Genomic DNA, 26,331 nt, shown 5'->3' on the forward strand with positions numbered 1-26,331 from the left:
CAATGAACATTCTGATCTCCAACACCTCAGAGAAGCCCATCTATCAGCAAATCTTCGAACAAATCAGCGCTCAAATCCTCAAGGGCGAGCTGCAGGGCGGTTATTCCCTCCCTCCGATCCGACAGGCCGCCGTCGAACTGCAGGTGAGCATCATTACGGTAAAAAAAGCCTGGGAAGAACTCGAACGCTCCGGCCTGATCTATACCGTAACGGGCAAAGGCTGCTTTATCACGGAACTTTCCGCGGAAGAAATGATCCAAAAACGCCACGAAACGGTTCTGAAGCAGATGGAGAGCGATATCGCCTACTATCGATCGTTCGGACTGCGCCTGGAAGAAGTGATCGAGCTATTGCGGACCGTCTACGAATAAAAAAACCTGCCCCGGCACATCGCTCTGCGCGTGCGCCGGGGCAGGTTTTTTCGTTTGTTTTGCGTTGAATTAAGGCGTGTGCTTGTTGACGCTGTCGAGCGTGAACGGGAGGAGATCCCATTCGCCGTGCAGGCTGAACGCGTTCGATCCGGTAGTGACGCCTTTTTTCCGGATCATCGTGCCGTTCGTCGGCAGCGGTTCCGAACCCGAAGCCGGCGTCCAGTTCTTGTCGCCGATCACGTCGATGACCTGGCCGTCTTTGATCAGTTCGAATGCGCTGACGACATAGCCGTCGAATTTGTAATTCCAGTCCAGATTCATGACAAGTTCGTCGTGATAATGCGGAACCTGAGTACGATCCATGAATTCATAGAACACGTTATTGATGACGAGGCCGATATTTTTTTTGTAAATCTGATTGACCCTTGCGTACGAATCCGGTTTGTAGTCCCGATCGAGCATTTTCTCCATCTGCCCGGTCTTCAGGTTGTAACGGTATCCGATAATCTGATAGTTAATGGTTTCTTCATTGAAGTTGTACGTTTCGAGCACGATATTCGTGGCGTTCTCCCGCGAATATTCCGAGAAGAACGCCGCGGCGCCCAACTGCTGCTGCACGTTCAGCTGAACGGAAGCGGCTTTGCCGTCGGCCGAGACCACGAAGTAAGGAATCGTGCCGGCCGAAGCGCCCGGGCTCATATTCAATACGCTGCCGCTCAGTACCGGCGCGTTTTCTTTGATCAGAGCCCCGCTATCCGCGCGATAGAGGGTCAGCGTCTGCTGCCCCGGGAAGTAAGGCGTCAGATCGTAAGCAACGTTCGCGACGCCGATCTTGGTGGCAATCGTCTTCTGATGCACTATCTCGACCGATGTCACCTGGATCGTCGTGCTTGCCTTACCGCCCCGGCCGTCGTCGGCCGTTACGGTCACCTGCGTTTTGCCGCTGCCCGTTCCCGCAGCCAGCTTCAGCATATTTCCGCTGACGCCCGAAGCTACCACTCCGCCGGCAGCCGCTTCCGCGCTGTACGTCAGCGAATCGCCGTCGCTATCCCGGAAGAGCGAATCGACCGCGATTTGAGTCGGGAATCCCGGCACGACGATCTGTTCCGGCGCGGAACCGACGACTTCCGGCGCTTGGTTCGACGATACGTCGACTTGGAACGAAGTATCGGTCCGGTTGCCCGCCCGGTCCTCGGCCGTCACCGTGATCACGGACGCTCCGTCCGCGATTCCGTTTACGGTCAAGCGATGACCCGTTACCGATGCCGACGCGTAGGTGCCGTCGGCGGATACGGCTTGATAACTCAAAGCGTCTCCGTCGGGATCGCTGAACACGCCGGCGAGGTCAAGCTCGATTGCTTTGCCCGGTTGGAGCATTTGCCGGGCGATATTTCGATCGACGACCGGCGCCCGGTTCGGCTGCACGCCGACCGCGATCGTCTTCGAGGCCTTGCCGCCGCGCGAATCGGACGCGGTAACGGTCACGTTCGTGTTTCCGAGCGCCGACGCCGTCAGCGTCAGCTGACTGCCGTTTACTACCGCGTCCGCGACGGACGGATCGGCCGATACGACACTCAAGATCAGATTATCCCCGTCGGCGTCCGTAAATACGCCGCTCAGATCGATCGTCTTGTCCAAGCTGCCCAGGGACAGCGTCTGATCGGCCAAGATGCCCGCTTGAGGCGCCCGGTTGATCTCGACGTTAAATGTCCGGGCCGTCACCCCGCCGCGGCCGTCATCCGCTTGAATACGGATCGAAGCCGTACCTCCGGCGAGCGGACGGATCGTAAGTTCGCCGGTTGCGTTATTCAAGGCGACGGATGCCAGACTCTCGGAGAGCGAAGAAGCGGTCAGCGTCAACGAATCGCCGTCCTCGTCGCGGAACGTCCGGCTCAAATCGACCACGTCGTCGCCCGTGCCGAGCGTAACCAAACGATCCTGCACGCCCTCTGCGACAATCGGCGGCCGGTTGACGGTAACCTCGAACGTTTTGCTCGTTTCGCCTTCGTAGCCGTCGCTGGCCGTTACCGTGACGGTCGTCGTTCCTGCGGCCAGAGGATCGACTTTGATTTCGCTGCCCGAAAGAGATACCGCGGCGACGGAAGGATCGGCGGATACCGCTTTGTACGTCAGCGCGTCGCCGTCCAGGTCGGAAAACGCGCCGTTCAGGCTGATTGTCTTCTCTCCGGTTCCGAGCGTAAGCAGCTGGTCGGCAAACGAAGTCAGCGACTTCGGAGCCTGATTGATCCGCACGTTAAACGTATCGCTTACCTGTCCGCCCCGGCCGTCGTCGGCCGTTAATTCGACGCTCGTGCTGCCTGCGGCGATCGGCGTCAGCGTCAGCTGCGTTCCGCTCGCTTCCGCCTTGGCGAGTGCCGGATCGGCGGATTTTGCGGTCAGGGTCAACTTATCGTCGTTCATATCGTGGAAAATGCCCGACAAGTCGACGGTGACCGCTCCGCCCGTCAGTTGGATAAAACGTGCCCCGACCGGTTTTAAAACGGTAGGAGCTTCGTTGACGCGTACCTTGAAATCGGCGCTCTTTTTGCCGCCCCGCCCGTCGTCGGCGGTGACCGTTACGGTCGTTTCTCCTCCGGCCAGCGGGGACACGCGAATCCGATCGTCTGCGGTCAGGCCGGCGCTCGCGATAGCGGGGGCCGCGGATCGTACGTCATACGTCAGGGGATCTCCGTCCTCGTCGCTGAACATTCCCGCCAATTCCACGAAAATGTCTCCTTTTCCGACCATCGCTTCCTGAGCGTCGACAGGCTGATCGGCCTTCGGACTCCGGTTGACGTTCAGCGTAAAGGTCTGGCTTGCCGTTCCGCCCTTGCCGTCTTTGGCGGTCACGGTCACGGACACCGGACCTTCCGCCAGAGGCACAAGGGTCAGAACGCTGCCGTTGACACTCGCCGATGCCGAAGACGCATTCTGCGCGGCGGCTTCGAATGCCAGCTCATCGCCGTCCGGATCGCGGAAAGCGTTCGACAGATCGACCTGAACGTCCGTTCCGACGGAAGCTTTACGATCCGTCAAGCCGTCCAGCTTCTCCGGCGAGCGGTTGACGCGGACGATGATTTCTTTGACGGCCTTTCCGCCTCTGCCGTCCTTGGCCGTGACGGTTATGGAAGTTTTCCCCAGATCAAGCGCCTGCATCTGCAGCTGACTGCCCGACAAGGCGTCCTTCACGATCGCCGGATCGCCGGATACGCTCTCGTAAGTCAGCGCGTCGCCGTCCGGGTCCGTAAAGTAGGTGTTCAAGTCCAAGGTGTTTGCAGCCGCATTCAGCGTTACGAACTGTTCAGGAATGTCCGATACCTCGGGATTCCGGTTCACCGTTATCGCAAAGTCATGGTTGACTCTCGCATTGTTGGAATCGTAGGCCTGGGTACGAACCGTGATTTTGCCCGCCTGCTTCGCTTCGATCGTCAGCTGATTGCCGTCTATCGCAACGGTGACCAACTCGGGGGCGGAAGCGGCCTTTACCAACAGCGCTTTGTAATACGATAGGTTTCCGTCGACATCGTAAAAGACTTTGGAAAGATCGATTGTCGATTTTTCGCCGATCGTCATCGTAAAGTCTTTGATCGGATTTCGGACGACCGGCGTGCTGTTAGCAGGCCCCGAAACGGTAGGAGTCGCAGCTCCGCCGCTGCCGATCTGCGTCTGGGCCGTCGGGTAATTGCTGATGACCGAGCCGGCCGCCACCCCTGCCGGCGTCGAAAGGCTGCCCACAGCCAGTTTGGCGCCTAAAGTGACTGCCGCGGAAGACGAAGCGACGTTCAGATTGGATATGGTCCCCGTCGTATTAAGCGTGACGGGCGAAGACGTCTGCACCGTCAACTGCCCGATATTCGCCGTTCCGGTAATCGTCGAGCCCGTGCTGACGTTTACGGAAGAAAGCGATCCCTGCAGATCGACCTGACGGGCCGCTCCCGTTATATGGATCCGGTCGATCGCTGCCGTGGGAGCGCCTACGATGGAAGCATCGGCCGTGACGTTCATCGACTGTACGAAAGTTTGCCCGAGCGCCTCGACCCGTACCTCGCTCTTGTTCACATCGACCGCCGCCAGGTTGGACCCTTCGAACACGACGGTGTTCGAATCTCCGCCGTTCACAATCGTTTTGCCCCGCACTTCGATGCTGCTGCCGTAAAAGTCGTTCTCCAGCTCTTTGCCGATCTCCAGATCGCCCGTAACCGTCACGTTGGCCAGGGAGACGTAGTCGTCCGCGACTTTGACGTTTCCGTCCACGACGCCCAGCTTTCCGTCGAGCAGCAGGTTCGCGCTGAATTCTTTGGCTCCTTTTTTCGCCGCCGTTCCGCCGTTTCGCAGTTCCAGATACGTAATTTTCTCCAGACTGCGCCCAGACGCCGTAAACCGGATTTTCGCCCCCTGCAAAATCGCTTTGTTCGATCCGCTCAGGATCCCCTTCGTCCGTTCCGAAACGGCATACGTGTACCCGTTGATCGTCACGCCGCGGTCGGAGACGTTCTGGATGGTCCGGGTCACGCCTGTTCGTTTATCCGGGTAAAAAGTTTCCATCAAAATGCCGGCGATCTCCTGCCTTTTCAGCGTCTGTTTGGGAAGGAAAGAGCCGTTGTCGGTCTCCATCCATCCATGGGCAAGCACGGTCTGTACGGCCTTTTTCGCCCATGTCCCGACCGTCTTCTCATCGGCGACTTCGGTCGGCACGGCCGCTTCCGTTTGAGCATTTTTGGCGGCTTGAACCAGGACGGCGGCCAGCTCTTGACGGGTGACGGGAGCGTCGGCACGGAAACGCTTCTGTTTGTCGCCTTTCATCAAACCCGCTTTGGCCGCTGCTTCGATATAACCGCGGCCCCACGTCTTATCCGTAACGTCTTTGAAAGAATAAACGCCTTTCTCCTCGACTTTGAGATCGAGAATTCTCGTCAGCAGAACCGCCAGCTCTTGACGGGTCAGCGTGGACTGCGGACGAAACCGACCGTCCTTCCCTCCGGTCATCAGACCGAGCTCAGCGGCTTCCAGAATGGTCTGCCGCTGTTCGGCAGATAGCTGAGCGAGATCGATAAAGGGCGATCCCGACCGTACGGCCGCATCCTCTTTTTCCGCAAAAACATGTCCGGTGTTCGGTCCGAGCGCGGCGGCAAAAACGCTCGTTGCCACTGCCAATTTGGATAAACGGCTCTTCACTTGCATCTCTCCTCGTGTCTATCTTCTTGGTTGTTTTATGCAAAGAGTACATTCGGGCTATCGCATTCCTGTTCAGCCCGACATTCCGCCGTTCGCACTCACGATTACTTTGAAGGTCGTCCGCACCTGCTTGCCTCCGCTCTGCACGGCGGTGACGGTAACGGTCGTTTCTCCATCGTTTAACGGGACCACGGTCAAGCTGTTGCCGGCTATCGATACACGGGCGACGCCGGGGTCCGAAGAATCTGCCGTGTAGGTCAGTTCGGCTCCTTTGTTTCCGCTTGAGAAGACAGAGTCAAGGTAAAACTCGTAAGAGTCCGCTCCGCCTTCCCACCGAACATCCATGATCGGCTGCGCGACGACCGGCGCCTGATCGCTGGCATACATGCCGAGATCCGGCAGGGAGCTATCGTATGGCAGCGCGTTCCATTCGGAAGCATCGTAAGCGCCGCTGCCCGACCAAATGCCGCCTTTGCGAATAGCGGATACATTCGGCGTAAAGATTAGGCTGTCGGTGACAACGTTGTCCACCAGCAGCTTGACCTCGATCGGACGGTCATAATCAAAACCGATTTCAAAGAAATATTGAAGCTGAGGATCGATTAAATCTTCGGAAAGGAAATCCGAAATCGAGATCGCGCTTCCGGCCGGCAGGCTGGTCACTCCGCTGTTGCCCGATTCCGCATCGGCAAGCGACATCTCTTTCCCTTCTCCCCAAGCGATTTTGACCCGCTCCAAAGCGATCGGGCTGTTCGTCGGATTGTAAATTTCGAAATATTGGTTGGCATCGCTGCCCCAGTCGACTTCGGAGAAGAACGGCGTTTTGTGATAAGCCGGAGCCACGACGACCTGGAATTCGTTCGTCGCTTTCGCTCCGCTCTTATCCGCTGCGGTAACCGTAATCTTAACGGAGCCTGCGGACATCGGCGTAACGATCAAGCGGCTGCCGTCCTCGGATTTTTTGACTGCCGCCACGCTCGGATCTTCCGATACGGCGGAGACGGTCAGTTCCTCCGCGTCCGCATCCGCAAAGACGCCGGACAAATCGACCGTAACGTCGGCTTCGCCCACTCTTGCCTGCTGATCGGCAATAGCGTTGGCCGTATACGGCGCGCGGTTTACCGTAAGCGTAAAGGTCGCAGTCTGCGAAGCGCCTCTGCCGTCATTCGCGGTTACGGCGATTACCGTCGATCCGCCGCCGACCGGCGTGATCTGAAGCTTATGGTCCGGCGAGACGCTGACCGTCGCTGCGCTCGTGTTCGAAGATTCGGCCGAAAGGGTCAGCATATCTCCGTCCTCGTCCGCGAAGACGCCGTTCAGATCGATCTCTTGTCCCGGCTGCCCTTCTTGTACCGTCTGATCGCCGATAGGATTCGCGACCGTCGGCGCGTGATTCTCGGCAGGCGGAGTAGTCGGCGCATCCGGAGTCGGCGCGGTGTCCGGCGGCGTCACCGGCGCATCCGGAGTCGGCGCAGTGTCCGGCGGCGTGACCGGCGCATCCGGGATCGGTGCGGCGTCCGGCGGGGTGACCGGCGCATCCGGAGTCGGCGCGGCGTCCGGCGGCGTCACCGGTGCATCCGGAGTCGGCGCAGTGTCCGGCGGCGTGACCGGCGCATTCGGAGTCGGCGCAGTATTCGGCGGCGTGACCGGCGCATTCGGAGTCGGCGCAGTGTCCGGCGGCGTGACCGGCAAAGTTGGGAGTGTCGGCACAGGTTGAACGGTCGGCGCCGGCTTCGTTCCGTTAACGCTGCCGATCCGGTCTTGGACCTGCTCGTAATTCGCGATGATTTTGGAAGCGTCGGCGTTGGCCGGCAGCTTGAGGTCGGTTATTTTAGCTCCGGCCCGAATGTTGAGTACAGCCGCCGGGTCGGCAACTTCGAGCTGGCGAATGCTGCTGCCTGCCGACAAATTCACTTTCGCGCCCGAACTCACGACCAGGTAACCGACCGAAGCCGAAATGTCGACCTGCTCCGCGCCGTCTTTCAGCGTGACTCGATCGATCGTCGTACCGGCCTCCCCGATCAGCGTCGTGTTGGAATAGATCAAAAAGTCTTTGACCGTCGTGCTGCCGGCCGCGTCGACCCGCACGTCCTTTTTGTTGATGTCGACGGTCTGCAGTCTGGAATTTTCAAAAACGACAGTGTTGGTATCGCCGCCGTTGATAAACGTGCTGCCTTGAACCGTGATGTCGTAACCGTAGAAGTCATGGTATAAGGCTTGCGATACCTCGAAAGAACCGGACACCGTTACGTTTTTCACGGATACGTAATCTCCGGAAATCGTGACGTCCCCTTCGATTCGGTCGCCGCGTGCGTCAAGAACCACGTTGCGCGAAAACTCCGCTTCTCCCGCAGCCGCGTTTTCCCCGCTTTGCACGATTTCCAACGAGCGGATTTCGTTTATCGTGCCGCCCGCCGCGCCGAATCGGATTTTCGCTCCTTTCAAAATCAGATTGTTTTCGGCATTCAGGAGCCCTTTTAGCGAATCTCCGATGACATAAGTTCGGCCGTCGACGGAGACGGTCCGACCGTCCGTCCAATCGATTGCCGCTGCGTATTCGCTGCTGCGGACAATCCGCACCAGCGCTTCTGCGGCTTCCTGGCGCTGCACATCCTGCCGCGGCGCGAAGCGATTGCCTTTCAGCTCCATCATGCCCAGCGCCAAGGCGCTCCTTACCGCCGGTTTAGCCCAGCCGCTGACCTGCGATTGGTCCGCGTATTCTGCCGGATTGTTCGGTACCGACGCTTCGCGAACGGTCTGCATCAGCGCCGCCGCCAATTCCTCGCGGGTAACGCGCGCGCCCGGTCTGAATTTTTTGCCGTCGCCGAGCATGACGCCCGCTTTTTTTACGGCTTCAATATATGGATATGACCAAGTATCGGTCGGGACATCCTGAAAAGAAGATGAGTCTGTTCGAACCGGCTCGATGCGCAAAGCTCTGGTCAACAGCACCGCGAGTTCCTGTCTTGTAAGCGTATCCAAGGGACGGAAACGACCGGAAGGGTCCCCGCTGATCAATCCCAACTCTGCCGCCTGCTGAACGGCTTTCTGAAAATTCGCGGCCGTTTGTCCAGAGTCGCTGAAAGAAGATGCAGACCCTGCCAAAGGGTTCGAAGCTCCGAACGCGGAACCTGAAGGTACGATCGTCGCCGCTGCCATGCCGGTTGCGACCAACCATGTTGTGAATTTCTTTTTTGTCATCTGTCTCTCTCTCCTCTGCAGATCGTGATGCAATCCGATATACTCAGTTACCGGTTAAGCATTTTTGCTAACTAAGTATATCGGAAAAAATATTATTATATTGAATATGGGAAACGAGAATTTAAAACATTTTTATAAACCGAATGTATCCCCGGCCGTCTTTACCCCGCTAATGAATTAGCATGGCATCTTGGCAGTTTGTTATCTTGGTAGTCCAAGTTCTTGAGAAAAGCCGAAGTCCCGTGCTTAAATGAATCCATACGGTTTAACGCGATTAAGCGACGGGGAGGAAGAAGGCCGGAGTGAAAAAGATAGGATCGGATCTGCTGGTCATCGCGATCGGCGCCTTCGCCTTTGCGCTGGGCATCAATGTGTTCGTCATTCCGCACGAGCTGGGAGAAGGCGGCGTGGTCGGAATTACCATCATTTTGTATTATTTGCTGCAGTGGCCGCCGGGCTGGAGCAGCCTCGTTATCAATTTGGCGCTGCTGGCGATCGGGTATCGGCTGCTGCCGAAGAAGACCGTGGCGTATACGATTGTCGCGGTGGCGCTGCACTCCCTGTTCCTTCATGTCACGGAAGGCTGGCAGGTGGCGTCCCACGATCTCATGGTCAACGCCATTTTCGGCGGAGCGATGATCGGATTCGGCATCGGGCTGATTATCCGCGCGGAAGGCACGACGGCCGGAACGGTCATTATCGCCCGACTGATGAACAAGTTCTGGGGCTGGAAGATCAGCTCCGCGCTGCTGGTCTGCGACGTGCTGGTGGCGGCGTCTTCGTACTTTATTATCGGCGCGGAAAAGTTGATGTTTACCGTCATTATGCTTGTCGTGGCGACCAAAATCATCGATCTGGTCACGACGGGGCTCAATCCGCAAAAGTCCGTCATGATCATCTCCAAGCAAAAAGACGAAATCGCCCGCCAGGTCAATGCCTTGATGAATCGCGGCGTGACCGTCATGAGCGGCCAGGGCTATTACACGCAGAATTCGGTGGACATTCTCTACATCGTCGTAAGCAAGAAAGAGCTTTCGCTGCTGAAAAGCATCGTGAAAGCAGCCGACCCCGAAGCGTTCATCACGATTCACCATTTGCAGGACGTGTTCGGCAAAGGATTCGTGGATCTGCAAAAAGTTTGAACGAAGAACGACCCGCCGAGCGCCCGGCAGGTCGTTTTTTCGTTCGCGTGAAGGACAGGACGCCGAAGTCGCGAGAACTTTGTGATCGAAATCACGAGACGCGTCGGTCAGCGATTTATAATGAAGGAGAAGCGGGAAGCCATCCTTCCGGCAAGTTCATACAACCGAGGAGTGAAGCGAAATGGACAAACAAACTTTAAGCTCTTTTCAAGAATATCGGGAAGATAAATTCACCAAAAAGATCGTATTCAAAAAAGAAGGTCATGTGGCTTTCGTGCTGAACTTCGGGCCGGGCCAGCAGCTGCCTACGCATAACCATCCGGGCGCGACCGTCTATCTGACCGTGCTGGAAGGCCGGGGCTTCATGATTGCCGACGGTGCGGAGACGTTCGTCGAAGCCGGCGACCTGGTGCAGGTCGAAGGCCGCGAAGCTTTTGCCTACCGCAGCGCGGACGATTCCCGTTCCAGCCTGTCGGTTCTGCTGATCAATACGCCCAGCGAAGCGTACGCCAAAGAAGTGTAGCCCGCGAGCCTTTCTCCGCAATAACGAAAACCCTAGTAAACGCCGATCGGCTTTTACCAGGGTTTTTGGCGTTTTCACATGGTACGGAGCAGCTATTCTTCCTGTCAGAAAGATATCGAAGTATTTATCAATAAAAATATATTGTTTTACGATAAATAAAATGATACACTGAGGGCGAATTCCTTGAATCGGAGGCCTTTTTATGAATACCGGATCGAATTCCGCTTCTCCCCGCCCGACCGCTATGCTTCGCGCATTCGGCCAACTTCTTCGCTTCGGGCGGGAGCAGGCGCTGTCCTGCCTGTTTCCTGTCGTTATTTTCGCCGCGCTGGCTTTGACCCGGATGATCGAGCTGCCGCTCCTTCCCCGCTACGACTGGCTGCTGATCCTCTGTCTGCTGATGCAGGTGATCATGGTCCGTTCGGGTCTGGAGACGCGGGACGAGCTGAAGGTCATTACGCTGTTTCACTTGATCGGTCTGGCGCTGGAACTGTTCAAAGTACATATGGGCTCCTGGTCGTATCCGGGAGAAGGATATTCGAAAATTTTCGGCGTGCCGCTGTACAGCGGATTCATGTATGCCAGCGTGGCCAGCTATCTGTGTCAGGCCTGGCGGAGGCTGGACGTACGGCTGGTCGCATGGCCGCCTTTCCCCGTCGTGACACTTCTTGCCGCGGCGATCTACCTGAACTTTTTTACCCATCATTACTGGATCGACGTTCGCTGGTGGCTGTGTCTGCTGGTCGTGATCGTGTTCCGGCGCGCCCGAGTCAATTACCGGGTCGGCGAATCCCGATACCGCATGCCGCTCGTTTTGTCGTTCGTGCTGATCGGCTTCTTTATCTGGATCGCGGAAAATATCGCGACCTTCTTCGGCGCCTGGACCTATCCCAATCAGACGCAGGCATGGAGCCTCGTCCACTTGGGCAAAGTCAGCTCCTGGCTGCTGCTGGTCATCGTCAGCTTCCTCATCGTGGCGACCTTGAAAAAGGTTAAAGGCGAGCAGCGCGCCCCAGCCGAATCGGCTGAGCCCGGTTGACCGCTGTTCCGTTATCAAAAAAGCCTGACCGTGCGCGCCGCGCATGAGTCAGGCTTTTTATAATTGGAGTCGGATAGGCCGACTTTGCGAGGCGTTCAAAAAAAGGTTATTCCGCGGAGTCCTTCTCCTTCTGCCGCTTCAGCCACTCCTCCAGCACGACCGCATGGTTATGCACGGGGTCTTTGGCGGCATACAGCAGCGTGACCCGTCCCTGTTCCGCGCGGCGAAGCAGTTCGGCGGCCCGTTGGCAATTCCCTTCTCCGTCGTCCAGTTGGGCCAGGTAACGTTCGCGAAAATAATCGAAACGTTCGGGGGCGTGGCTGAACCAGCGGCGAAGCGACGGGGACGGCGACAGTTCGCGCATCCAATCGTCCATTCGGACGCGCTCCCGGGACAACCCGCGCGGCCAGAGACGGTCGATCAATACGCGATAGCCGTCGTCTTCGGAAGGGGATTCGTACACTCTTTTGATTCGAAGTCCCCGCTCGCTCGAAAACGCCGCGTCCCGAGCGTCCGACTGCCGGAAGTCGCGCATCCTTTCGTTCGCCGCCTCACGCATCGCCCTCTCCGAAAGGAACGTCCGACACCCGGATCGAGTCCGTCGGGCAGCCGTCCGCCGCATCTTCGAGGTCCCCCTCCCATTCCGCCGGAACGGGAACGATGCCTCGGTTGCCGTCTCCCTCGATGATGTTCTCGGCCAACCCTTCGTCGTCATAGTCGAAAATATCCGGTGCCGTCGCCCCGCATGCGCCGCAGGCGATGCAGGTGTCTTTATCCACTCTTGTATAATGATGCGCCACTTGCTACTCCTCCTCGTCTGCATTCTTTTTTCAGTATAGGAGACTTGAAGGCGGAGGCTTGTGATTGCGCGCACGCGAAGCTGCTCAGAAAGAAAGCTTGGCTGCCGGCTCTTGAAGCGGACAATAAGAAACTTCTCTTCCTACCGGACAGCCGTACACTCTCGTATTGACCCAATCCACAAAATCTTGATGATTCTGTATGTACAGCCATCCTTCGAACATGCTTTTTTTCAGCGCGTCCGACGGACGATGATGCCAGCGGAACGGATGGATGCCTTTCTGGCCGTACATCCAATCGTAAAACCGATCACGCAGCCATTCGATGCAGCCGGCCGCGTCTTCGCGAAACTCGAAAAAGAAATAAACGCCGTCGCTGTTGTCCATGCCGACAAGAAGCGTGTTTTGATCGGTGAAGGAAGGCGGTTTTTCTGCAAGCACGGAATATTCGGCAGAATCGGAATCGGCCGCGGCTTCGTTTCCGATTTCGGCATGATGCCCCGCGGCCCTCTTCCCGTTCAGACGCTCTGCCAGGGCCAGTACGTACAATCCCGCCTGCAGTTCGTCCCCGAACCCGATGTTCCGCACGATGAAACGGATCAAAGAGTCGCGGCTCCAGAACGCCGAGAACGCTGCGTAACGCTCAAGCAGCCGGTTGCCGGATTCGCGAATGATCAGGTGATAGGAGAGGGAAACGAAACTTTCCTGTTCCCGCGCGTCGAATTGTTTGCCCAGCCCCGTGTCTCCGATGATTCCGCATGAGCGGATCAGGATAAGCTGCGGGCGGCTGAATACTTCCAGCTCTTCCGCGAATGCGCGCGCCGCATCCCGGTTGTAATCTTCGTGCAGCTTCCTCGAGCGTTCGGCCAATTCGTTCAATTCCGTCCTTATGCTCAGCAGCTCCGCATATAAGTTCATCGCTCCGCTCCCCGCTCGTATCGCAATGAGACGCCGGATCACCGGCTCAAGTTCCTTTACCGCTTCGTACCTGCCGCCCATGGGCCACCGCCTTTTCGCATAACGTTAAAATGCACGCATAAAAAGAACGCGGCGGGAGAGAAAGTCGTTATTCTTCCCGCCGCTTTTTCACGTCGTTTGCCGGGTCTGACCGTTCTCTAATTGTGCAGCACTTCGTCGAGGAAATCCAGAATCTTCTCCACGTTCTCGGAAGACTCGAACTCGGGTCCGCCGTGTCCGGCTCCTTCCAGCAGTTCCAGCCGCACGTTTCCGCCGCCGATCGCCACCTCGAGCTTGTCGGCCAGCAGGACGGACTGCCGCACCGGAATGAGCGGATCGAGCGTTCCGTGCTGGATATAGAAGGGCGGCGCGCCGGGCGTAATATGCATTTCCGGATTCGCGGCCCGGGCAAGATGCGGCGCTTCCCCGATCGGCCTGCCCAGCAGCAGCGACTCGGGCGAATCCGGAGCCGCATGGTTCTGCAGAGAACGGACTTCGCTCTCCATGAACAGCTGGTCCATAGACAAGAAATCCGTCGGACCGAACCAGTCCACGACAGCTTGGACGCACGGATCTACGTTTTCTTCCCCCGTCGAGGTGTCTTCGAGCACCCGGTTTCGGCCCGACGTTCCGGCCAGCGCCGCCAGATGGCCGCCGGCGGAAGCGCCCCATACGGCGATTTTCTTTTTATCGAAGCCGTACTTGTCCGCGTTCGATTTTACCCAGCGGATCGCGGTCTTCACATCGTGGATCTGCGCCGGGAATTTCGCTTCGCCGCTTAATCTGTAGTTGATTGATACGACGGCATACCCGCGTTCCAAGCTCTTCAGCACAGGATACACCTGGGAATCGGCTTTATCGCCTTCTTTGAAGGCTCCTCCGTGGATGGATACGATGACGGGCGCGGCCCCTTCGCTTCTCCTTTGCCGGGGCAGGTAGATATCCAGCTTCTGCGCCGCAGATTCGTGATGATACGGCATGTCGGCGTAATCGGGTGCCTGGAACCGGGTCAATGTTGAACGTTCGCTCATGATCTGCAGCTCCTTTGCATTCGATTTGTAGAAAAAAAGGGCGATTAGCAGCTGCGGTTATCCAAACCGTTCGCAAAGCTGTCTCGTTTGGTGTGTGCGAAATCACAAGTTTTAAATTTGAACGTTTTACAATGAAAACATATGCGACAGCGCGACTGCTTGATGATCGCTCTTCCGATTTTTACCCTTTATTCGATCAGAGCCTGTTTGGTTAAGCCGCCGAGCGGGAAAAATTTATGTGCCGAAGGAGACCGAAATCATGACCCAATCCGCTAATCAGCCCTCGATGTTCTGTTTTCAATGCCAGGAAGCGTCGAAAGGAACCGGCTGCACGATCGTCGGCGTCTGCGGCAAGCCTCACGATGTAGCCAATCTGATGGACCTGCTCATTTACACGCTGAAAGGGATTTCTTTCCTCAGCCTGGACCTCGATATGCCGACTGAAATGGAGCGCCGCGTATCGCTGTTCATCATGGACTCGCTGTTCGCCACGATTACCAACGCGAACTTCGATCGGGATTATTTCCTGAACAAAAACCGCGAAGCGCTCGAACTGCGCGCCGAAGTGCGCTCGCTGCGCGACGTACAATTCCCCGGCGCGGCAGACAGCCTTCCGGACGCCGCCGTCTGGACGGGCGACGAGAGCGAATTCGACGGCAAAGCGTGGACCGTCGGCGTGCTGCGCACGGAGAACGAAGATATTCGTTCTCTGCGCGAACTGCTCACGTACGGCCTTAAAGGCATGGCTGCTTACAGCTACCACGCCGGTCAGCTGAACGAAATCGACCCGGCGCTCGACGCCTTCGTGCGCCGCGCGCTGGCCGCCACGCTCGACGATACGCTGGAAGCCGGGGACCTGGTCGCGCTGAATCTCGAAGCCGGCAAATACGGCGTCGATGCCATGGCGATGCTGGACCGCGCGAATACCGGAACATACGGCAATCCGGAAGTGACGAAGGTCAAGATCGGGGCGGGCAGCCGTCCGGGCATCCTGATCAGCGGCCACGACTTGAAAGACCTCGAAGAGCTGCTGGAGCAGACCGAAGGCAAAGGCATCGACGTCTACACGCACAGCGAGATGCTGCCCGCCCACTACTATCCGGCGTTCAAGAAGTACGAACACTTCTACGGCAATTACGGCAATGCGTGGTGGAAGCAAAATAAAGAATTCGAATCGTTCAACGGCCCGATTCTGATGACGACCAACTGCATCGTTCCGCCGAAGGACAGCTATATCGGCCGCCTCTATACGACAGGCAATACCGGATATCCGGGCGTCGCGCATATTCCGGACGGCAAAGACGGAGCAACGAAAGACTTCTCCGCGCTGATCGAGCAGGCGCTGACCTGTGCGCCGCCGACGGAGATCGAAAGCGGCGAGATCGTGGGCGGATTCGCGCACAACGCCGTGCTGAGCGTCGCCGATCAGGTCGTCGATGCCGTGAAGACGGGCGCCATCCGCCGCTTCTTCGTGATGGCGGGCTGCGACGGCCGAATGAAGTCCCGGAACTATTACACGGATTTCGCCCGCGAGCTGCCGCAGGATACGGTCATCATGACCGCCGGCTGCGCCAAATACAAATACAACAAGCTCGACCTGGGCGATATCGGAGGCATTCCGCGCGTGCTCGACGCCGGCCAGTGCAACGACTCCTATTCGCTCGTCGTGATCGCGATGAAGCTGAAAGAAGTATTCGGCCTCGACGATATCAACGACCTGCCGATTTCCTACAATATCGCCTGGTACGAACAGAAAGCCGTGATCGTACTGCTCGCTCTGCTGCATCTGGGGGTGAAAAATATCCATCTCGGCCCAACGCTGCCGGCTTTCCTGTCGCCCAACGTGGTGAACGTGCTGGTCGAAAACTTCGGCATCGGCGGAATCACCAACGTCGAAGACGATATGAAGATGTTCTTGGGCGCGTAAGCGCCGTCGAATCCGAAAGATAGATCAAGCGCCGGTTCTCGCTGCTGCGAGCCGGCGCTTTTTGATGCGGGGGATGATGATATGGATATGGGTTAAGGGGCTGGAATTCGCGGGTTGGGCGGTTGAATTTTTTCTGCTTTTGATTTTGGTTTTATTATTGTGAATTTTTCATTGCCTTAAATATTTATTTTAATTTCAATAGTTGCCCTTTTAGCGCAGCGGATAGATGACCTTGCTCCCCTCTGCCCTCCTTAGCTCTTCGTTCAGCAAATGGTTATGGTCGGCTCCGACGATGCACAGAATTCGCTTATCCGGATTCCGCTTGATCGCGTTTCGGATTCGCTGTACCATGATCAGATGACGATGCGTCCAGCGCAAAGCATAGGCTTCCGGATCGAGTTCGGCCATCCGCTTGTATTTGAGCCGGGTCGCCTCGTCGAATGCCGCCGTGTTAAACGGAATGTTCCCCTGCCCCGCTCCTTCCAGCTGGCGCTGCCACCACTTTTCGTCTTCCTGCTCCAGCCGCGCGCGTGCTTCTCCTTCGTATTTTCGCAAAGGATCGAAGTCGTTCCAGACGTCGAGCTCGATCCAGTCGATCGGCACGAAGTCTATTCCTTTCTCTTCGCACAGCGGGAAGATCAGATCGTAATATTCGCTCGGCGGCTCGCCCCAGTATCCGCGCTCCGCCGGTTCCCGCTTGTACCTATCCCAACTCACGGGCAGCACCTCGCCGCAGATTACGTCCGGATCGAACTCCGTAATCAGCTCGCGGATCAGCTCAATCGTCAAGCCGGTTTGCATTCGCAGTTCGTTATTGTGCACGACGCCGAGTATGCCTATCGTTTTCGTTTTTTCCATTGTTTTTGGTGTACTCCTTTTGTTTTCTATTGTGAATTTTTCATTGTTTTAAATATTTTTTTAAAACACGCCTTGTATTAAAGTTTGACGGTTTTCTCCGGAAGTTCCTTGTAATAAGACATTAGTTCGACAATAATATCTCCTTCAACCGTTTTATCGATCGGACCTATCGAGTCTACTCGACTCTTCAATCCATGGGGGCCTAATTCGTGATCCGACGCAAAAAACAAAACCGTGCTGCTCATGCCGGATGAACGTATAGGCTTGGCGTCCAAATAATCTTGGGCATAAAAATTCAGCTGAAGATTATCTTCGGATTCGTATTCGACAAGCGCTATCACCTGATCTTTCGAACAAACCGACTCGTTACTCTTCATACTCTGCTCCTTGAACCGCTGCCATTCTTCTTCCGTAAAACCTTCCTCGGCAGGATTTTCGAACCTCTTTTGGGTTTCTCCCCAAATATCGTAGCGTGTCCATGCATGAACGTAAAAAAAGCGGTTTTTCTCGTGAACAGGATCGTAATAGTAATGTTTGATTTCGTTAGACGAATCTCCGAAGTTCAGCATAATCGGCTCGGTATGTACAGGGATTGTGCGAACCGTACCAGCGAATTTCAACGTGATATCCAGCTCTTGATCCAAATCGAGATCCGGGAAAGCTTCGGAAGAATCCTGCTCGTAACAGGTCAGAACCAAACGCTCCAATTCCATGTCCTCAAAGCCGGCGAGATCCAGTCCTTTTTCGATAAAATGCTGTAACTCCATATAGGTCCGGTAGTCCGGTTCCATGAAGTAAGTCGACTGCGACGAACTAAAAGTCATGGACCGACCTTGAATGATCATTTGAGAGATAAATCGTTCCTGATCGCCGATAATCGTCTCTCTTTTCAGATCCCGCTGCATGAGCTCCCGATTGGAAAGGGATTCCTCGGATTCGCGAATAACTTTTTCTTCCGACGACCGTTCCGGCAGTGGGCTAAGCGTCCACAATTTATGAGTCCCGTTCTCCGATGTGCTGGACATCAGCAGCAGCTTGATATCTTCAACGTTGACCAGACGGTTGAGCAGAATTTCGCGGTCGGGAAGCAGCATCGTGTCTTTCAGTTCTTTTAATCGCATAAAGTTTCTCCTTGGATAAACAAAATGAAGCCGCGATACCGGGGAGGCGGCTTGTTTTCTGCGTTTTTCGTTTAAAGCGGGAGCGTTATTTCAGGGAACTCCGCGTTATACGACAGCAGTTCGACAACGAGACTTCCGGTAAACGTTTTTTCTACCGCAGCGATCACGTCTTTTCGACTCCTTAATCCGTGAGATCCTTCATGATCGGTTCCGAAAGACATGGACATACCCGATTCGTATGAGGACGACAAATATTTTGCATCCAAATAAGGTTTCGCATAAAAATCCAAACGGATATCGCCTTCCGCTTCATACTCGATAAGAGCCAGATTCATTCCTTTGGGACAAAGCGCCTGAATGCTCTTGAGATGTTGATCTTTGACCTGCTGCCATTCTTCATCCGTAAATCCCGGCGAGGAAGGCCTGGCTAAGAGTTCTTTGGATTCTTCCCAGATATCGTAATGAGTCCATCCGCGAATATAAAAGAACCGATTTTCTTCGTGAATAGGATCGTAAAAAGACCGTCGGATTTCTTTTTGCGAACTGCCGAATTCCAGCATCATCGGTTCAATTTGTGTAGGAATTCTGCGAAAAGTACGATTGAACTTCAAGGTGATATCCAGCTCTTTGTCCAAATCAAGATCCGGAAAAGGTTCGGAGGTATCTTGAATGTAAAAAGTCAGAAGTAAACGGTTCAACTCGGCTTCCGCAAAACCGGAGATGTCCAACCCTTTTTCGATAAAATGCTGAAGCCACATATAACTGTCGTGGTTCTGCTCCGTGAAAAAACGTGCCTCCATGCCATTGAATGTCATGAGCCGGCCTTGAATGATCATTTTGGAGATATAATCTTCCTGATCGTCGAAAATCGTATCCCCTTGCAAATGCTGCTGTATGCGCTCACGGTTCGACAAGGGTTCTTGAGGTTCAGGAACCGGTTGTTTTTCATACAAGTAATCCGGAAATCTGCGCAGCGTCCACAATTTATGGCTCCCGTTCTCCGAGGTGACAGAAATAAGAAGGATATCGGTATTGTTGATCTTGACCAGACGGTTGAGCAGGATTTCACGGTCGGGAATCAGCATCATGTCCTTCAGCTCTTTTAGCCGCATAAGGGTCCTCCTTGGATTGGACTTAACTTTGACGATTCCCGTCTAAAAGCTTATCGATATCTTCTTTGCTTAAAATATTCCAATTGCGAGTATCATACTCCCAACCTTCACTTTTATAATGTTCGAATTCCTTTCGATCGACGGCTATATTATCGTAATCCCTATTTTTAAGGAAAACCAGCGTTCCACGCACCCTCTTCACTGCGTCTTCAGAAGAACAGCAAAAGGGTTCTTCTTCGGAATATTCGAAGTCCAATATGACTTCGGAATAACGGATCACCTCTTTCAAATCTCCTTGTTGACAATATTCAAAAAGATAAACGCTATAATGGATTGCTTTTAATTCTTCCGCACTGATATTTGGATTGCGAATACATTCAAGCATCCTCGCTTCAAAAAACATCTTCAGCGTTGGAGAAAATACATAACTCTCTTTCAGGATTTTAATGCCATCCTTAATAAAGCGGGCGACTTCCGAAGAAGTGGTTTTTTGCAGATGTTCTTCTGCTTCATCTTCCGAAACAGCTAACAGTCCTATTCTTCTCATCATGAACGTAAAGTAACAAAGTTCCATCACGACTTCGCTCAAAACGTCAATTTTCCCTATTTGATCAGCTCCCTCCATTCTATTAAATATCATCGTACTTAAATTCTCGGATTACATTACCGTTTTTGTTTTGCATTTGAATGAAACCAACATCACTCTTTAAATCTTCCGGTACAGAATAAAAGAATATTCTATCGTCCAGCAGATCATATTTCTCTATCAATTGATCGTTTACATCTAATATCGATATACTTTTCGCGTTAGGTTGTTTCGTTAAGAGAGCGCCTATATAGGTTCCGTATTGACCGTCAAGACGAATCAACTCAGCAGGGTCTCCTAAAAAGGCTGTTTCTTTCGATAACCCATTTTTTCTCCATTCCATAACGCCGAATTTCGAAGAGTCCGAATTTTTGTAAACGACTAAGATATAAGGTTCATTTTCAGTAACTACCGTTCTTTGTAAAATAGTAATTCCCTGCGCCACTTCGTATTCATTCAAATTCTTTTGCAGCTCTGCGCTTAGATCTTCTGTCTTCGATTTGTTTCCAGGAGAAAAAATTAAAATAAGCAGCAGGGTTATAAGCGCTGCACCGAAAAAACCGATTAAATACTTTTTTTCATCAGGATCGCTCCTTCTTAGTAATCTCAGTTCCAATCGTTGGCTATTACGCAGATATCATTTAACTCACCTAAAAAACCGCCTATAAATTTCTTTATCCGCTAATGTTTTTTTGATAAAGCAGTAATTGATTATAGTATTCAATCATTAAGCGTAAAAACGATTTCCCCCTTTATATTAAAACGCGCTTTTAAGCATTTAGTTTGTTGAATTTTTTGTACAAAAGACGAGGAGGGAATATAGAGAAACAAGTTTATGCTCTCCCTCATGAATCCGCTTCCGCATTATCAGCTTTTTTTCTTGATCTTTGCTTTCTATTGTGAATTTTTCACCGTTTGAATCGGGCCTTGAAGATTCAGCAGGATCATCTGCCGCGTCATCTCTTCCGGCGTTTGGCGCATGCCGTCGTTCAGCCAGCCGTGGATGACGCCGACGTATGCCGAGCCGATGTAGCTGGCGATCACGTCTTTTTGTACCGGCAGGCGGCTTTCGTCGAGGTTCGCGAACTTCTCCTCGTAAAACCGCGCGAAGTACCGCTTCATATACTGCACGAAGTCCGTCATCGCTTTGCGTTCGAACATGATTTCGAAGAACGCCCGATGCTTTTTCACATACGCGAATATTCGGCCGGCAATGTACGCCTGCTGCTCGTCGATCGACAGATCGCCCGGCTGCGCTTCCTTCGCTTCGCCGAACAAATCGTCCAGAATATCGTCCGTCACGCTTTGCAGCAGATGGTCCTTCGTCTCGTGATGCAGATAGAACGTTTTGCGGTTCACCGTCGCCCGCTGCGTGATATCGGCGATCGTGATCCGGTCGTACGGCTTTTCTTTCAGCAGAGCCATGAACGCTTCCCGCAGCAGCTTTCTCGTGCGCACGACTCTCGGATCGAGACGCTCGCTTTCTTTTCCGGCATTTGTCGGCATCCCTGTTCCCCTCTTTGTCCGTTTGATATTCCAAATCTCCTTATTTATACCCCACTTTTATTAAAAAAGAGGCATAAACCTCAATCGTGCAACTGATGGCTATTGTAGCACAATTGGTTATCGTCTATACTTTTATCATGAATTGATTACAATTTAATGTTTCGAAATATAAATGTACGGGAGGATTTCTTATGACGACATCGACTATGAACGCCCATGAACTCGTCTCGCTGCAGCGCCGCTTTTTCCGCACGGGGCAGACGAAAAGCTTGGCTTACCGGACCGCAGCTCTCAAACGCCTGCGGCAGGGCATCGAAGACTATCATCAGCGGATTCTGGACGCGCTGCGGGCCGACCTCAATAAATCCGAAGCCGAAGCGTACAGCTCGGAGATCCGGCTGGTGCTCGGCGAGCTCGATTATACGCTGGAGCATTTGGAAGAATGGGCCGCGCCGCGCGTCGTGCCGACGTCCGAGCAGATTCCGGGCGGAACGAGCACCATCCATCCCGAACCGTACGGCGTCACGCTGATCATCGCGCCGTGGAACTATCCGTTCCAGCTCGCCTTCTCCCCGCTGATCGGAGCGATTTCCGCCGGCAACACCGCGGTGCTTAAGCCGTCCGAGCTGACGCCGTCCGTGTCCAAGCTGACCGCCGACCTGATCCGCGACTGCTTCCCCGAACAATTCGTGGCCGTTATGGAAGGCGAAGTGCAGACGAGCACGGAACTGCTGCGCGAGAAGTTCGATTACATCTTCTTCACCGGCAGCACGCCGGTCGGCAAAGTCGTCATGCGGGCCGCGGCCGAGCATCTGACTCCGACGACGCTCGAACTCGGCGGCAAAAGCCCGGCGATCGTGCATCGGGATGCCGACTTGAAGCGCGCGGCCCAGAGCCTCGTGCGCGGCAAGTTCCTGAACGCCGGCCAGACGTGCGTGGCGCCGGACTATCTGTTGGTCCATGAAGACGTGCGCGAAGAACTGCTGCGGGAGATCGAGCTTGAGGTCGCGGACAAATACGGCGAGGACGTCACGCAGAATCCCGACTTCCCGCATATCGTCAACGAACGCAACTTCGACCGGCTGAGCCGCTTCCTGAACGACGGCGAAGCGCTGCTGGGAGGCCGCGCGATCCGCGAACAGCTGCTGATCGAACCGACGCTGCTGCAGGGCATCGACTGGGAATCGCCGGTGATGCAGGAAGAGATCTTCGGACCGATTCTGCCGGTCATGGCTTACAGCGATCTTGATCCGGTGCTGGAAAAGGTCGTCGACCGGCCGAAGCCGCTGGCGCTGTACCTGTTCACCCGGGACGAAAAAGTGCAACATACGGTGCTGAACACCGTCTCCTTCGGCGGAGGCTGCGTCAACGAGACGCTGCTGCATATGAGCTCGCACGAGCTGCCGTTCGGCGGCGTCGGCGAGAGCGGCATGGGCTCGTACCACGGCCGTCAAAGCTTCGAGACGTTCTCCCATCACAAATCGATGCTGGTGCGCACGGTCTGATTTTCCGCTTCGCTCCGAGTTCCTAAGCGCTTTCCCGCGCTTATCCCCTAATCCTCCTCGCCTTTTCTCTCCCTGCGGTCTTTCGCTCCCTGCGAAAGGCCGCTTTTTTGCGCCTTTTCGCGGATTCGAAGGGGCTCCGAAAATTTTTTCGTCCATTTTATTATTCGATGTAACCGAAACGGCCGGATGCCGGTCTAATGTTCATCTTAAAAAGAAGAAAGGAAGATGCGCTTTGACAGACGAAGAGCTGGTCCTGCGGGCAAGGGACGGGGATCGCGACGCGTTCGTGGAATTGATGCGGCGCCATGAAGAGGCTTTGCACAATATGGCCTGGTCGATGCTGAGAAAAGAGGAGGACGTGGCGGACGCGATGCAGGAGACGGTGTTCAAAGCTTACCGCTCCGTCGCCTCGCTGCGGGAAGCGCAGTTTTTCCGAACCTGGATCTTCCGAATTCTCATCAACGAATGCAACTCGCTGCTGCGCGGACGAAGCCGCACGGTAGCGGTCGCGGACTTCCCGGTCGCGGCTGCGCAAAGCGCCGCTTACGACGAAGTGGACATGAGAGACGCCGTCGACCGGCTGGAATCCAAGCAGCGAACCGTGATTATTCTGCATTACTTCGAAGATCTGAGCGTCGCGCAGATGGCACAGACTTTGCAAGTAACGGAGAGCGCGGTCAAGACGAGACTGATGAGAGCCCGCACGGCCTTGATGAAAAAATTTCAATCGAACGCGAAAGGGAGTATGAATTATGAATCGATCTAACGCCGAGCAGCAGCTGGATCTAAACCTCAAAAACGCGGGACATTCCCGCAGGCCGATCTCCCCGCTGGTCCGTTCCCGCCTTGACGACGCTTACGCTTCTCTCCCGGAATCGCCCGCAGCGATGCAGGTTCCGCAGCAGGAAGCGCCCAGAGCGCGCAAGCGCTCCCGGGCGATGCGCCGCACGGCCGCCGCCGCCGCGGCCGCGTTCGTACTGTCGACCGGACTGCTCGCTTCGGGCTTCGCTTCCCCGGCGATGGCCGACACGATCCGCGACATTCCGGTTCTCGGCAGCCTCTTCAGCAAAATCAAAGGCGACGCGGGACTTCAAACAGCCGGCGAGCGGAACCAGGGTTCGCTTGTCGAAGCAGCGGCCGAATCGGGCGACGCGAGCATGAAAGTGCGGGAAACGATCTTCGACGGCACCCGAGTCGCTTTCGCCGTCGATCTGACCGTGCCGAGCATTCCGAACGCTTCCAAGTTGGAGGAAAAGCTGCAAAACGTCAGCTTGAGCGTCGACGGCAGGACCGAACTGAACGGCTTCTACTATACCGAACCGGAAGATCAGGGCGGCGGCACGTACACTCTCTTGATGAACCTTCCTCTTCAAGCTTCCGACGCGAAAGGATTGGGCGATCGTTTCGACGGCATTATCTCGCTCAAAATGGCGAACGCAGACCGACCGCTGACCGTGACGGTACCGTTCGAGCGGATCAAGGCGGTTCAAGAGCTTCATTTGAAACCGGGACCTTCCGCCGACGACGATACGTATGCGCTGAGCATCGATACGCTCGACGTGACGGCTTCGACCGTTCGGCTGGGCACCACGCTTGCGCTGAAAGATCGTCAAGCCTCCGCCGAAAAGCGCGAAGCGGCGCTGCTGGATACCGCTTTCGAGATTGTCGACGATCAAGGGCGCGCGCTGGACGTCGTGGGCGGCGAAGGCATGCTGGACGGCGGAAGTCTGACGTACGTTTCCAACTTCGGCGCCGATCTGAGCGAAGCGAAGTACATTGTCGTCAAACCGTATATCCAAAAAAGCGAAGGGTTCCGCGACTCCAAAACATATTTGGAAGATCTGGACATCCGAATCGACCTGCAGAGCGGCAAGCGATAAAAATCGGATCGACGGTTTCCGTTCTTCCGCATTCCGCTTCCGTTCTTGCGAAAAAGGCCCCGCGCATCTGCGCAGGGCCTTTCTTCGGTTTGAAACGAAACAGCGGCACGAAGGGAGGCGGCATGCGGCTTTCCCTTGCGCCGCTTTCTTTTTATACCGCTTTGCGAGCCCGGTCGAACAGCACGTTGTTTTCCAAGTGAATATGCTCGAACGTGTCTTTTTCCAGCGCTTCGAGACGGTTCAGCACGAGGCGGTGCGTCCCGCAGGCATCCATCGGCGGCACGAAATCGCTTGTGATCTCGCGCAGTTCTTTCAGCAGCTCTCCGGCCTGTTCGTGCTCGTTTTCCAGTTCGGTCAGATGAGGCTTGAGCGCTTCGGCCGTGTCGGCGGAAGGAGCGTCAAAGTAAGCCTCCAGCAGCGGGAACACGTTGGCGTCCTCGTCTTCGGTATGCTCCAGCAGTTCTTTTTTGAGCAGCGAGAAGATTTCCTGGACGCGCAGCAGATACGGACGGTTTCCTCCGTGCACGCGAGCCAGCTTGGTCACGTAAGGCGTGAGCGCCGGCAGTTCTTCGCGGAGACGGGCATGATACAGCTGCTGAATGTGCGCGATCAGTTCCTTCGGTTCCAGCGAAGAAGGCTTCATTTCTTTGCGCTGCGCTTCTTCCCGCGTGATCGCTTCGATTCGGCTCAGCACTTCGGCCGTGTCGAGTCCCCGTTCTTCGGCGGCCTGCTTGATCGGCATTTTGCCGCCGCAGCAGAAGTCGATCCGCAGTTCGCGGAACAGGTCGCCGGTACGCGGCTGCTCGCTGACAATTTGCGATACCCAGGTGTCTTCCGTAAAGGTTTTGTCGATCGTCGTCATGATGATTTCCTCCCGCATATGAAAAAGTAATGTCGGTCTGTTATCCGTCGCCGAGTTCTTCTTCAGTATAGGCGGGAGGAAGAAAGCGCCTTGTGATTCCAAGCACTTTATTCCCCGAAAAATCCGGTCTTCCTCTTCCCTTCAGTCTTCCGTTTGCAGTTCCTCCGTCCGAAGCAGCAGCGCGAACTGCCGGGCCAGAAACTGCGGCGAATACGGCATGTCGCTGCGAAGCCAGGAAGCGATCGTCCCGAGCAGCGCCGCGGAACTGAACCACACGGCCACGTCTTTTTGGATGCCGCGCTTGACCAGCATATCGTCGGTCATCCCGTCCCCGATCTTTTGGATGAACACGTTTCGCAGCCGCTCGTGAAAAACGGGAATCCGGCGCGAGCCGATAATAGTCTTATAAAAGTCGGCATTGGCCGCGATATGTTCCAGCAGACCGAGCAGCACGACGTCTCCGGTCTTGCCCTGCTTTTCCTGCATCGTCCGGCTCATCGCGCGCTCGATATCTTCCGCCATCTCTTCGGCCATTTTCTCCAACATGTCGGGAATATCGCGGTAATGCAAATAGAACGTGACCCGATTGATCGTGGCATACGCAGCGATTCGGTTAACCGTGATCTTGTCGATATCCGTCTCTTTCAGCAGCTCGATCAAAGCGCCTTTCAGCAGCTGACGCGTTCGCAGCACTCTCGGATCGGTTTTGCTTTTTTCGTGTTCGCTCATTCGGCTCCT

General features: G+C 55.1%; 22 protein-coding genes. 8 read left to right on the top strand and 14 right to left on the bottom strand.

Annotated elements, in window-relative coordinates:
* Window positions 1-2: 2 nt before the first annotated feature.
* Window positions 3-371, top strand: coding sequence for a GntR family transcriptional regulator (locus GYN08_RS05105; protein ID WP_166272934.1), 369 nt, complete (start codon window positions 3-5; stop codon window positions 369-371).
* A gap of 69 nt (window positions 372-440) precedes the next feature.
* Here the strand turns inward: GYN08_RS05105 and GYN08_RS05110 are convergent, their stop codons facing one another.
* Window positions 441-5,546 carry an Ig-like domain-containing protein gene (locus GYN08_RS05110; protein ID WP_166272935.1) on the bottom strand — a complete coding sequence of 1,702 codons (5,106 nt, stop codon included), beginning with the start codon at window positions 5,544-5,546 and terminating at the stop codon, window positions 441-443.
* 72 nt (window positions 5,547-5,618) lie between these two features.
* Window positions 5,619-8,747 (bottom strand): S-layer homology domain-containing protein, encoded by a 3,129-nt coding sequence (locus GYN08_RS05115; protein WP_166272936.1) that lies wholly within the window; start codon window positions 8,745-8,747, stop codon window positions 5,619-5,621.
* 302 nt (window positions 8,748-9,049) lie between these two features.
* Here GYN08_RS05115 and GYN08_RS05120 point away from each other — a divergent pair, with 302 nt between their 5' ends.
* The 3 genes from GYN08_RS05120 (at window position 9,050) to GYN08_RS05130 (ending at window position 11,451) form a co-directional block, all read left to right on the top strand.
* Window positions 9,050-9,889 (top strand): YitT family protein, encoded by an 840-nt coding sequence (locus GYN08_RS05120; RefSeq protein WP_166272937.1) that lies wholly within the window; start codon window positions 9,050-9,052, stop codon window positions 9,887-9,889.
* A 181-nt stretch (window positions 9,890-10,070) separates the two neighbouring features.
* Window positions 10,071-10,412, top strand: a complete 342-nt coding sequence (locus GYN08_RS05125; RefSeq protein ID WP_166272938.1) for a cupin domain-containing protein — start codon at window positions 10,071-10,073, stop codon at window positions 10,410-10,412.
* A gap of 202 nt (window positions 10,413-10,614) precedes the next feature.
* Window positions 10,615-11,451 carry a DUF817 domain-containing protein gene (locus GYN08_RS05130; protein WP_235945759.1) on the top strand — a complete coding sequence of 279 codons (837 nt, stop codon included), beginning with the start codon at window positions 10,615-10,617 and terminating at the stop codon, window positions 11,449-11,451.
* 106 nt (window positions 11,452-11,557) lie between these two features.
* On the opposite strand, the gene GYN08_RS05135 is transcribed toward GYN08_RS05130, so the two are convergent.
* The 4 genes from GYN08_RS05135 to GYN08_RS05150 form a co-directional block, all read right to left on the bottom strand.
* Complete coding sequence (locus GYN08_RS05135; RefSeq protein WP_235945761.1) at window positions 11,558-12,010, bottom strand: DUF488 domain-containing protein; 453 nt, start codon at window positions 12,008-12,010, stop codon at window positions 11,558-11,560.
* Window positions 12,003-12,251, bottom strand: coding sequence for a ferredoxin (locus tag GYN08_RS05140; protein WP_166272939.1), 249 nt, complete (start codon window positions 12,249-12,251; stop codon window positions 12,003-12,005). The genes GYN08_RS05135 and GYN08_RS05140 overlap by 8 nt, the downstream gene beginning before the upstream one ends.
* An 84-nt stretch (window positions 12,252-12,335) precedes the next feature.
* Window positions 12,336-13,247: a hypothetical protein gene (locus GYN08_RS05145; RefSeq protein ID WP_166272940.1), complete on the bottom strand. Its 912-nt coding sequence runs from the start codon at window positions 13,245-13,247 to the stop codon at window positions 12,336-12,338.
* Window positions 13,248-13,363: 116 nt separating this feature from the next.
* The gene (locus GYN08_RS05150) at window positions 13,364-14,236 is read right to left on the bottom strand and encodes an alpha/beta hydrolase (RefSeq protein ID WP_166272941.1); all 873 of its coding nucleotides are present in this window, start codon (window positions 14,234-14,236) and stop codon (window positions 13,364-13,366) included.
* Between the two features lie 259 nt (window positions 14,237-14,495).
* Between GYN08_RS05150 and hcp the strand changes: the two genes are divergently transcribed.
* Window positions 14,496-16,163: a hydroxylamine reductase gene (gene hcp, locus GYN08_RS05155; RefSeq protein WP_235945764.1), complete on the top strand. Its 1,668-nt coding sequence runs from the start codon at window positions 14,496-14,498 to the stop codon at window positions 16,161-16,163.
* 210 nt (window positions 16,164-16,373) lie between these two features.
* Here hcp and GYN08_RS05160 read toward each other — a convergent pair whose 3' ends face one another.
* The 6 genes from GYN08_RS05160 to GYN08_RS05185 form a co-directional block, all read right to left on the bottom strand.
* Window positions 16,374-17,021, bottom strand: a complete 648-nt coding sequence (locus tag GYN08_RS05160) for a DUF5694 domain-containing protein (RefSeq protein ID WP_166272942.1) — start codon at window positions 17,019-17,021, stop codon at window positions 16,374-16,376.
* 77 nt (window positions 17,022-17,098) lie between these two features.
* Window positions 17,099-18,142: a hypothetical protein gene (locus GYN08_RS05165; RefSeq protein WP_166272943.1), complete on the bottom strand. Its 1,044-nt coding sequence runs from the start codon at window positions 18,140-18,142 to the stop codon at window positions 17,099-17,101.
* Between the two features lie 71 nt (window positions 18,143-18,213).
* Complete coding sequence (locus GYN08_RS05170) at window positions 18,214-19,254, bottom strand: hypothetical protein (RefSeq protein WP_166272944.1); 1,041 nt, start codon at window positions 19,252-19,254, stop codon at window positions 18,214-18,216.
* A 22-nt stretch (window positions 19,255-19,276) separates the two neighbouring features.
* Complete coding sequence (locus tag GYN08_RS05175) at window positions 19,277-19,843, bottom strand: protein kinase family protein (RefSeq protein ID WP_166272945.1); 567 nt, start codon at window positions 19,841-19,843, stop codon at window positions 19,277-19,279.
* 40 nt (window positions 19,844-19,883) lie between these two features.
* Complete coding sequence (locus tag GYN08_RS05180) at window positions 19,884-20,456, bottom strand: hypothetical protein (RefSeq protein ID WP_166272946.1); 573 nt, start codon at window positions 20,454-20,456, stop codon at window positions 19,884-19,886.
* Between the two features lie 278 nt (window positions 20,457-20,734).
* On the bottom strand, window positions 20,735-21,346 hold the full coding sequence (locus GYN08_RS05185) for a TetR/AcrR family transcriptional regulator (protein WP_166272947.1): 612 nt from the start codon (window positions 21,344-21,346) through the stop codon (window positions 20,735-20,737).
* 191 nt (window positions 21,347-21,537) lie between these two features.
* Between GYN08_RS05185 and GYN08_RS05190 the strand changes: the two genes are divergently transcribed.
* The 3 genes from GYN08_RS05190 to GYN08_RS05200 all read left to right on the top strand — a co-directional run bounded on the left by GYN08_RS05190 (window position 21,538) and on the right by GYN08_RS05200 (window position 24,731).
* Window positions 21,538-22,851, top strand: coding sequence for an aldehyde dehydrogenase (locus GYN08_RS05190; protein WP_235945766.1), 1,314 nt, complete (start codon window positions 21,538-21,540; stop codon window positions 22,849-22,851).
* Between the two features lie 232 nt (window positions 22,852-23,083).
* On the top strand, window positions 23,084-23,617 hold the full coding sequence (locus tag GYN08_RS05195) for a sigma-70 family RNA polymerase sigma factor (RefSeq protein ID WP_166272948.1): 534 nt from the start codon (window positions 23,084-23,086) through the stop codon (window positions 23,615-23,617).
* Window positions 23,604-24,731 (top strand): DUF4179 domain-containing protein, encoded by a 1,128-nt coding sequence (locus GYN08_RS05200; protein ID WP_166272949.1) that lies wholly within the window; start codon window positions 23,604-23,606, stop codon window positions 24,729-24,731. The genes GYN08_RS05195 and GYN08_RS05200 overlap by 14 nt, the downstream gene beginning before the upstream one ends.
* Before the next feature lie 151 nt (window positions 24,732-24,882).
* Here GYN08_RS05200 and ric read toward each other — a convergent pair whose 3' ends face one another.
* Together ric and GYN08_RS05210 are read right to left on the bottom strand one after the other, a co-directional pair.
* Complete coding sequence (gene ric / locus GYN08_RS05205; RefSeq protein WP_166272950.1) at window positions 24,883-25,593, bottom strand: iron-sulfur cluster repair di-iron protein; 711 nt, start codon at window positions 25,591-25,593, stop codon at window positions 24,883-24,885.
* A 141-nt stretch (window positions 25,594-25,734) separates the two neighbouring features.
* Window positions 25,735-26,322 (bottom strand): TetR/AcrR family transcriptional regulator, encoded by a 588-nt coding sequence (locus tag GYN08_RS05210; RefSeq protein WP_166272951.1) that lies wholly within the window; start codon window positions 26,320-26,322, stop codon window positions 25,735-25,737.
* Between the last annotated feature and the right edge of the window lie 9 nt (window positions 26,323-26,331).

Source organism: Saccharibacillus alkalitolerans (genome assembly GCF_011090185.1).
Classification (GTDB): domain Bacteria; phylum Bacillota; class Bacilli; order Paenibacillales; family Paenibacillaceae; genus Saccharibacillus; species Saccharibacillus alkalitolerans.

Coding starts and splice junctions, on each gene's coding strand:
- GYN08_RS05105 (WP_166272934.1), top strand. CDS start 3: ATGAACATTCTGATCTCCAACACCTCAGAGAAGCCCATCTATCAGCAA.
- GYN08_RS05115 (WP_166272936.1), bottom strand. CDS start 8,747: ATGACAAAAAAGAAATTCACAACATGGTTGGTCGCAACCGGCATGGCA.
- GYN08_RS05125 (WP_166272938.1), top strand. CDS start 10,071: ATGGACAAACAAACTTTAAGCTCTTTTCAAGAATATCGGGAAGATAAA.
- GYN08_RS05130 (WP_235945759.1), top strand. CDS start 10,615: ATGAATACCGGATCGAATTCCGCTTCTCCCCGCCCGACCGCTATGCTT.
- GYN08_RS05135 (WP_235945761.1), bottom strand. CDS start 12,010: ATGCGTGAGGCGGCGAACGAAAGGATGCGCGACTTCCGGCAGTCGGAC.
- GYN08_RS05145 (WP_166272940.1), bottom strand. CDS start 13,247: ATGGGCGGCAGGTACGAAGCGGTAAAGGAACTTGAGCCGGTGATCCGG.
- GYN08_RS05150 (WP_166272941.1), bottom strand. CDS start 14,236: ATGAGCGAACGTTCAACATTGACCCGGTTCCAGGCACCCGATTACGCC.
- hcp (WP_235945764.1), top strand. CDS start 14,496: ATGACCCAATCCGCTAATCAGCCCTCGATGTTCTGTTTTCAATGCCAG.
- GYN08_RS05160 (WP_166272942.1), bottom strand. CDS start 17,021: ATGGAAAAAACGAAAACGATAGGCATACTCGGCGTCGTGCACAATAAC.
- GYN08_RS05165 (WP_166272943.1), bottom strand. CDS start 18,142: ATGCGATTAAAAGAACTGAAAGACACGATGCTGCTTCCCGACCGCGAA.
- GYN08_RS05170 (WP_166272944.1), bottom strand. CDS start 19,254: ATGCGGCTAAAAGAGCTGAAGGACATGATGCTGATTCCCGACCGTGAA.
- GYN08_RS05185 (WP_166272947.1), bottom strand. CDS start 21,346: ATGCCGACAAATGCCGGAAAAGAAAGCGAGCGTCTCGATCCGAGAGTC.
- GYN08_RS05190 (WP_235945766.1), top strand. CDS start 21,538: ATGACGACATCGACTATGAACGCCCATGAACTCGTCTCGCTGCAGCGC.
- GYN08_RS05200 (WP_166272949.1), top strand. CDS start 23,604: ATGAATCGATCTAACGCCGAGCAGCAGCTGGATCTAAACCTCAAAAAC.
- ric (WP_166272950.1), bottom strand. CDS start 25,593: ATGACGACGATCGACAAAACCTTTACGGAAGACACCTGGGTATCGCAA.
- GYN08_RS05210 (WP_166272951.1), bottom strand. CDS start 26,322: ATGAGCGAACACGAAAAAAGCAAAACCGATCCGAGAGTGCTGCGAACG.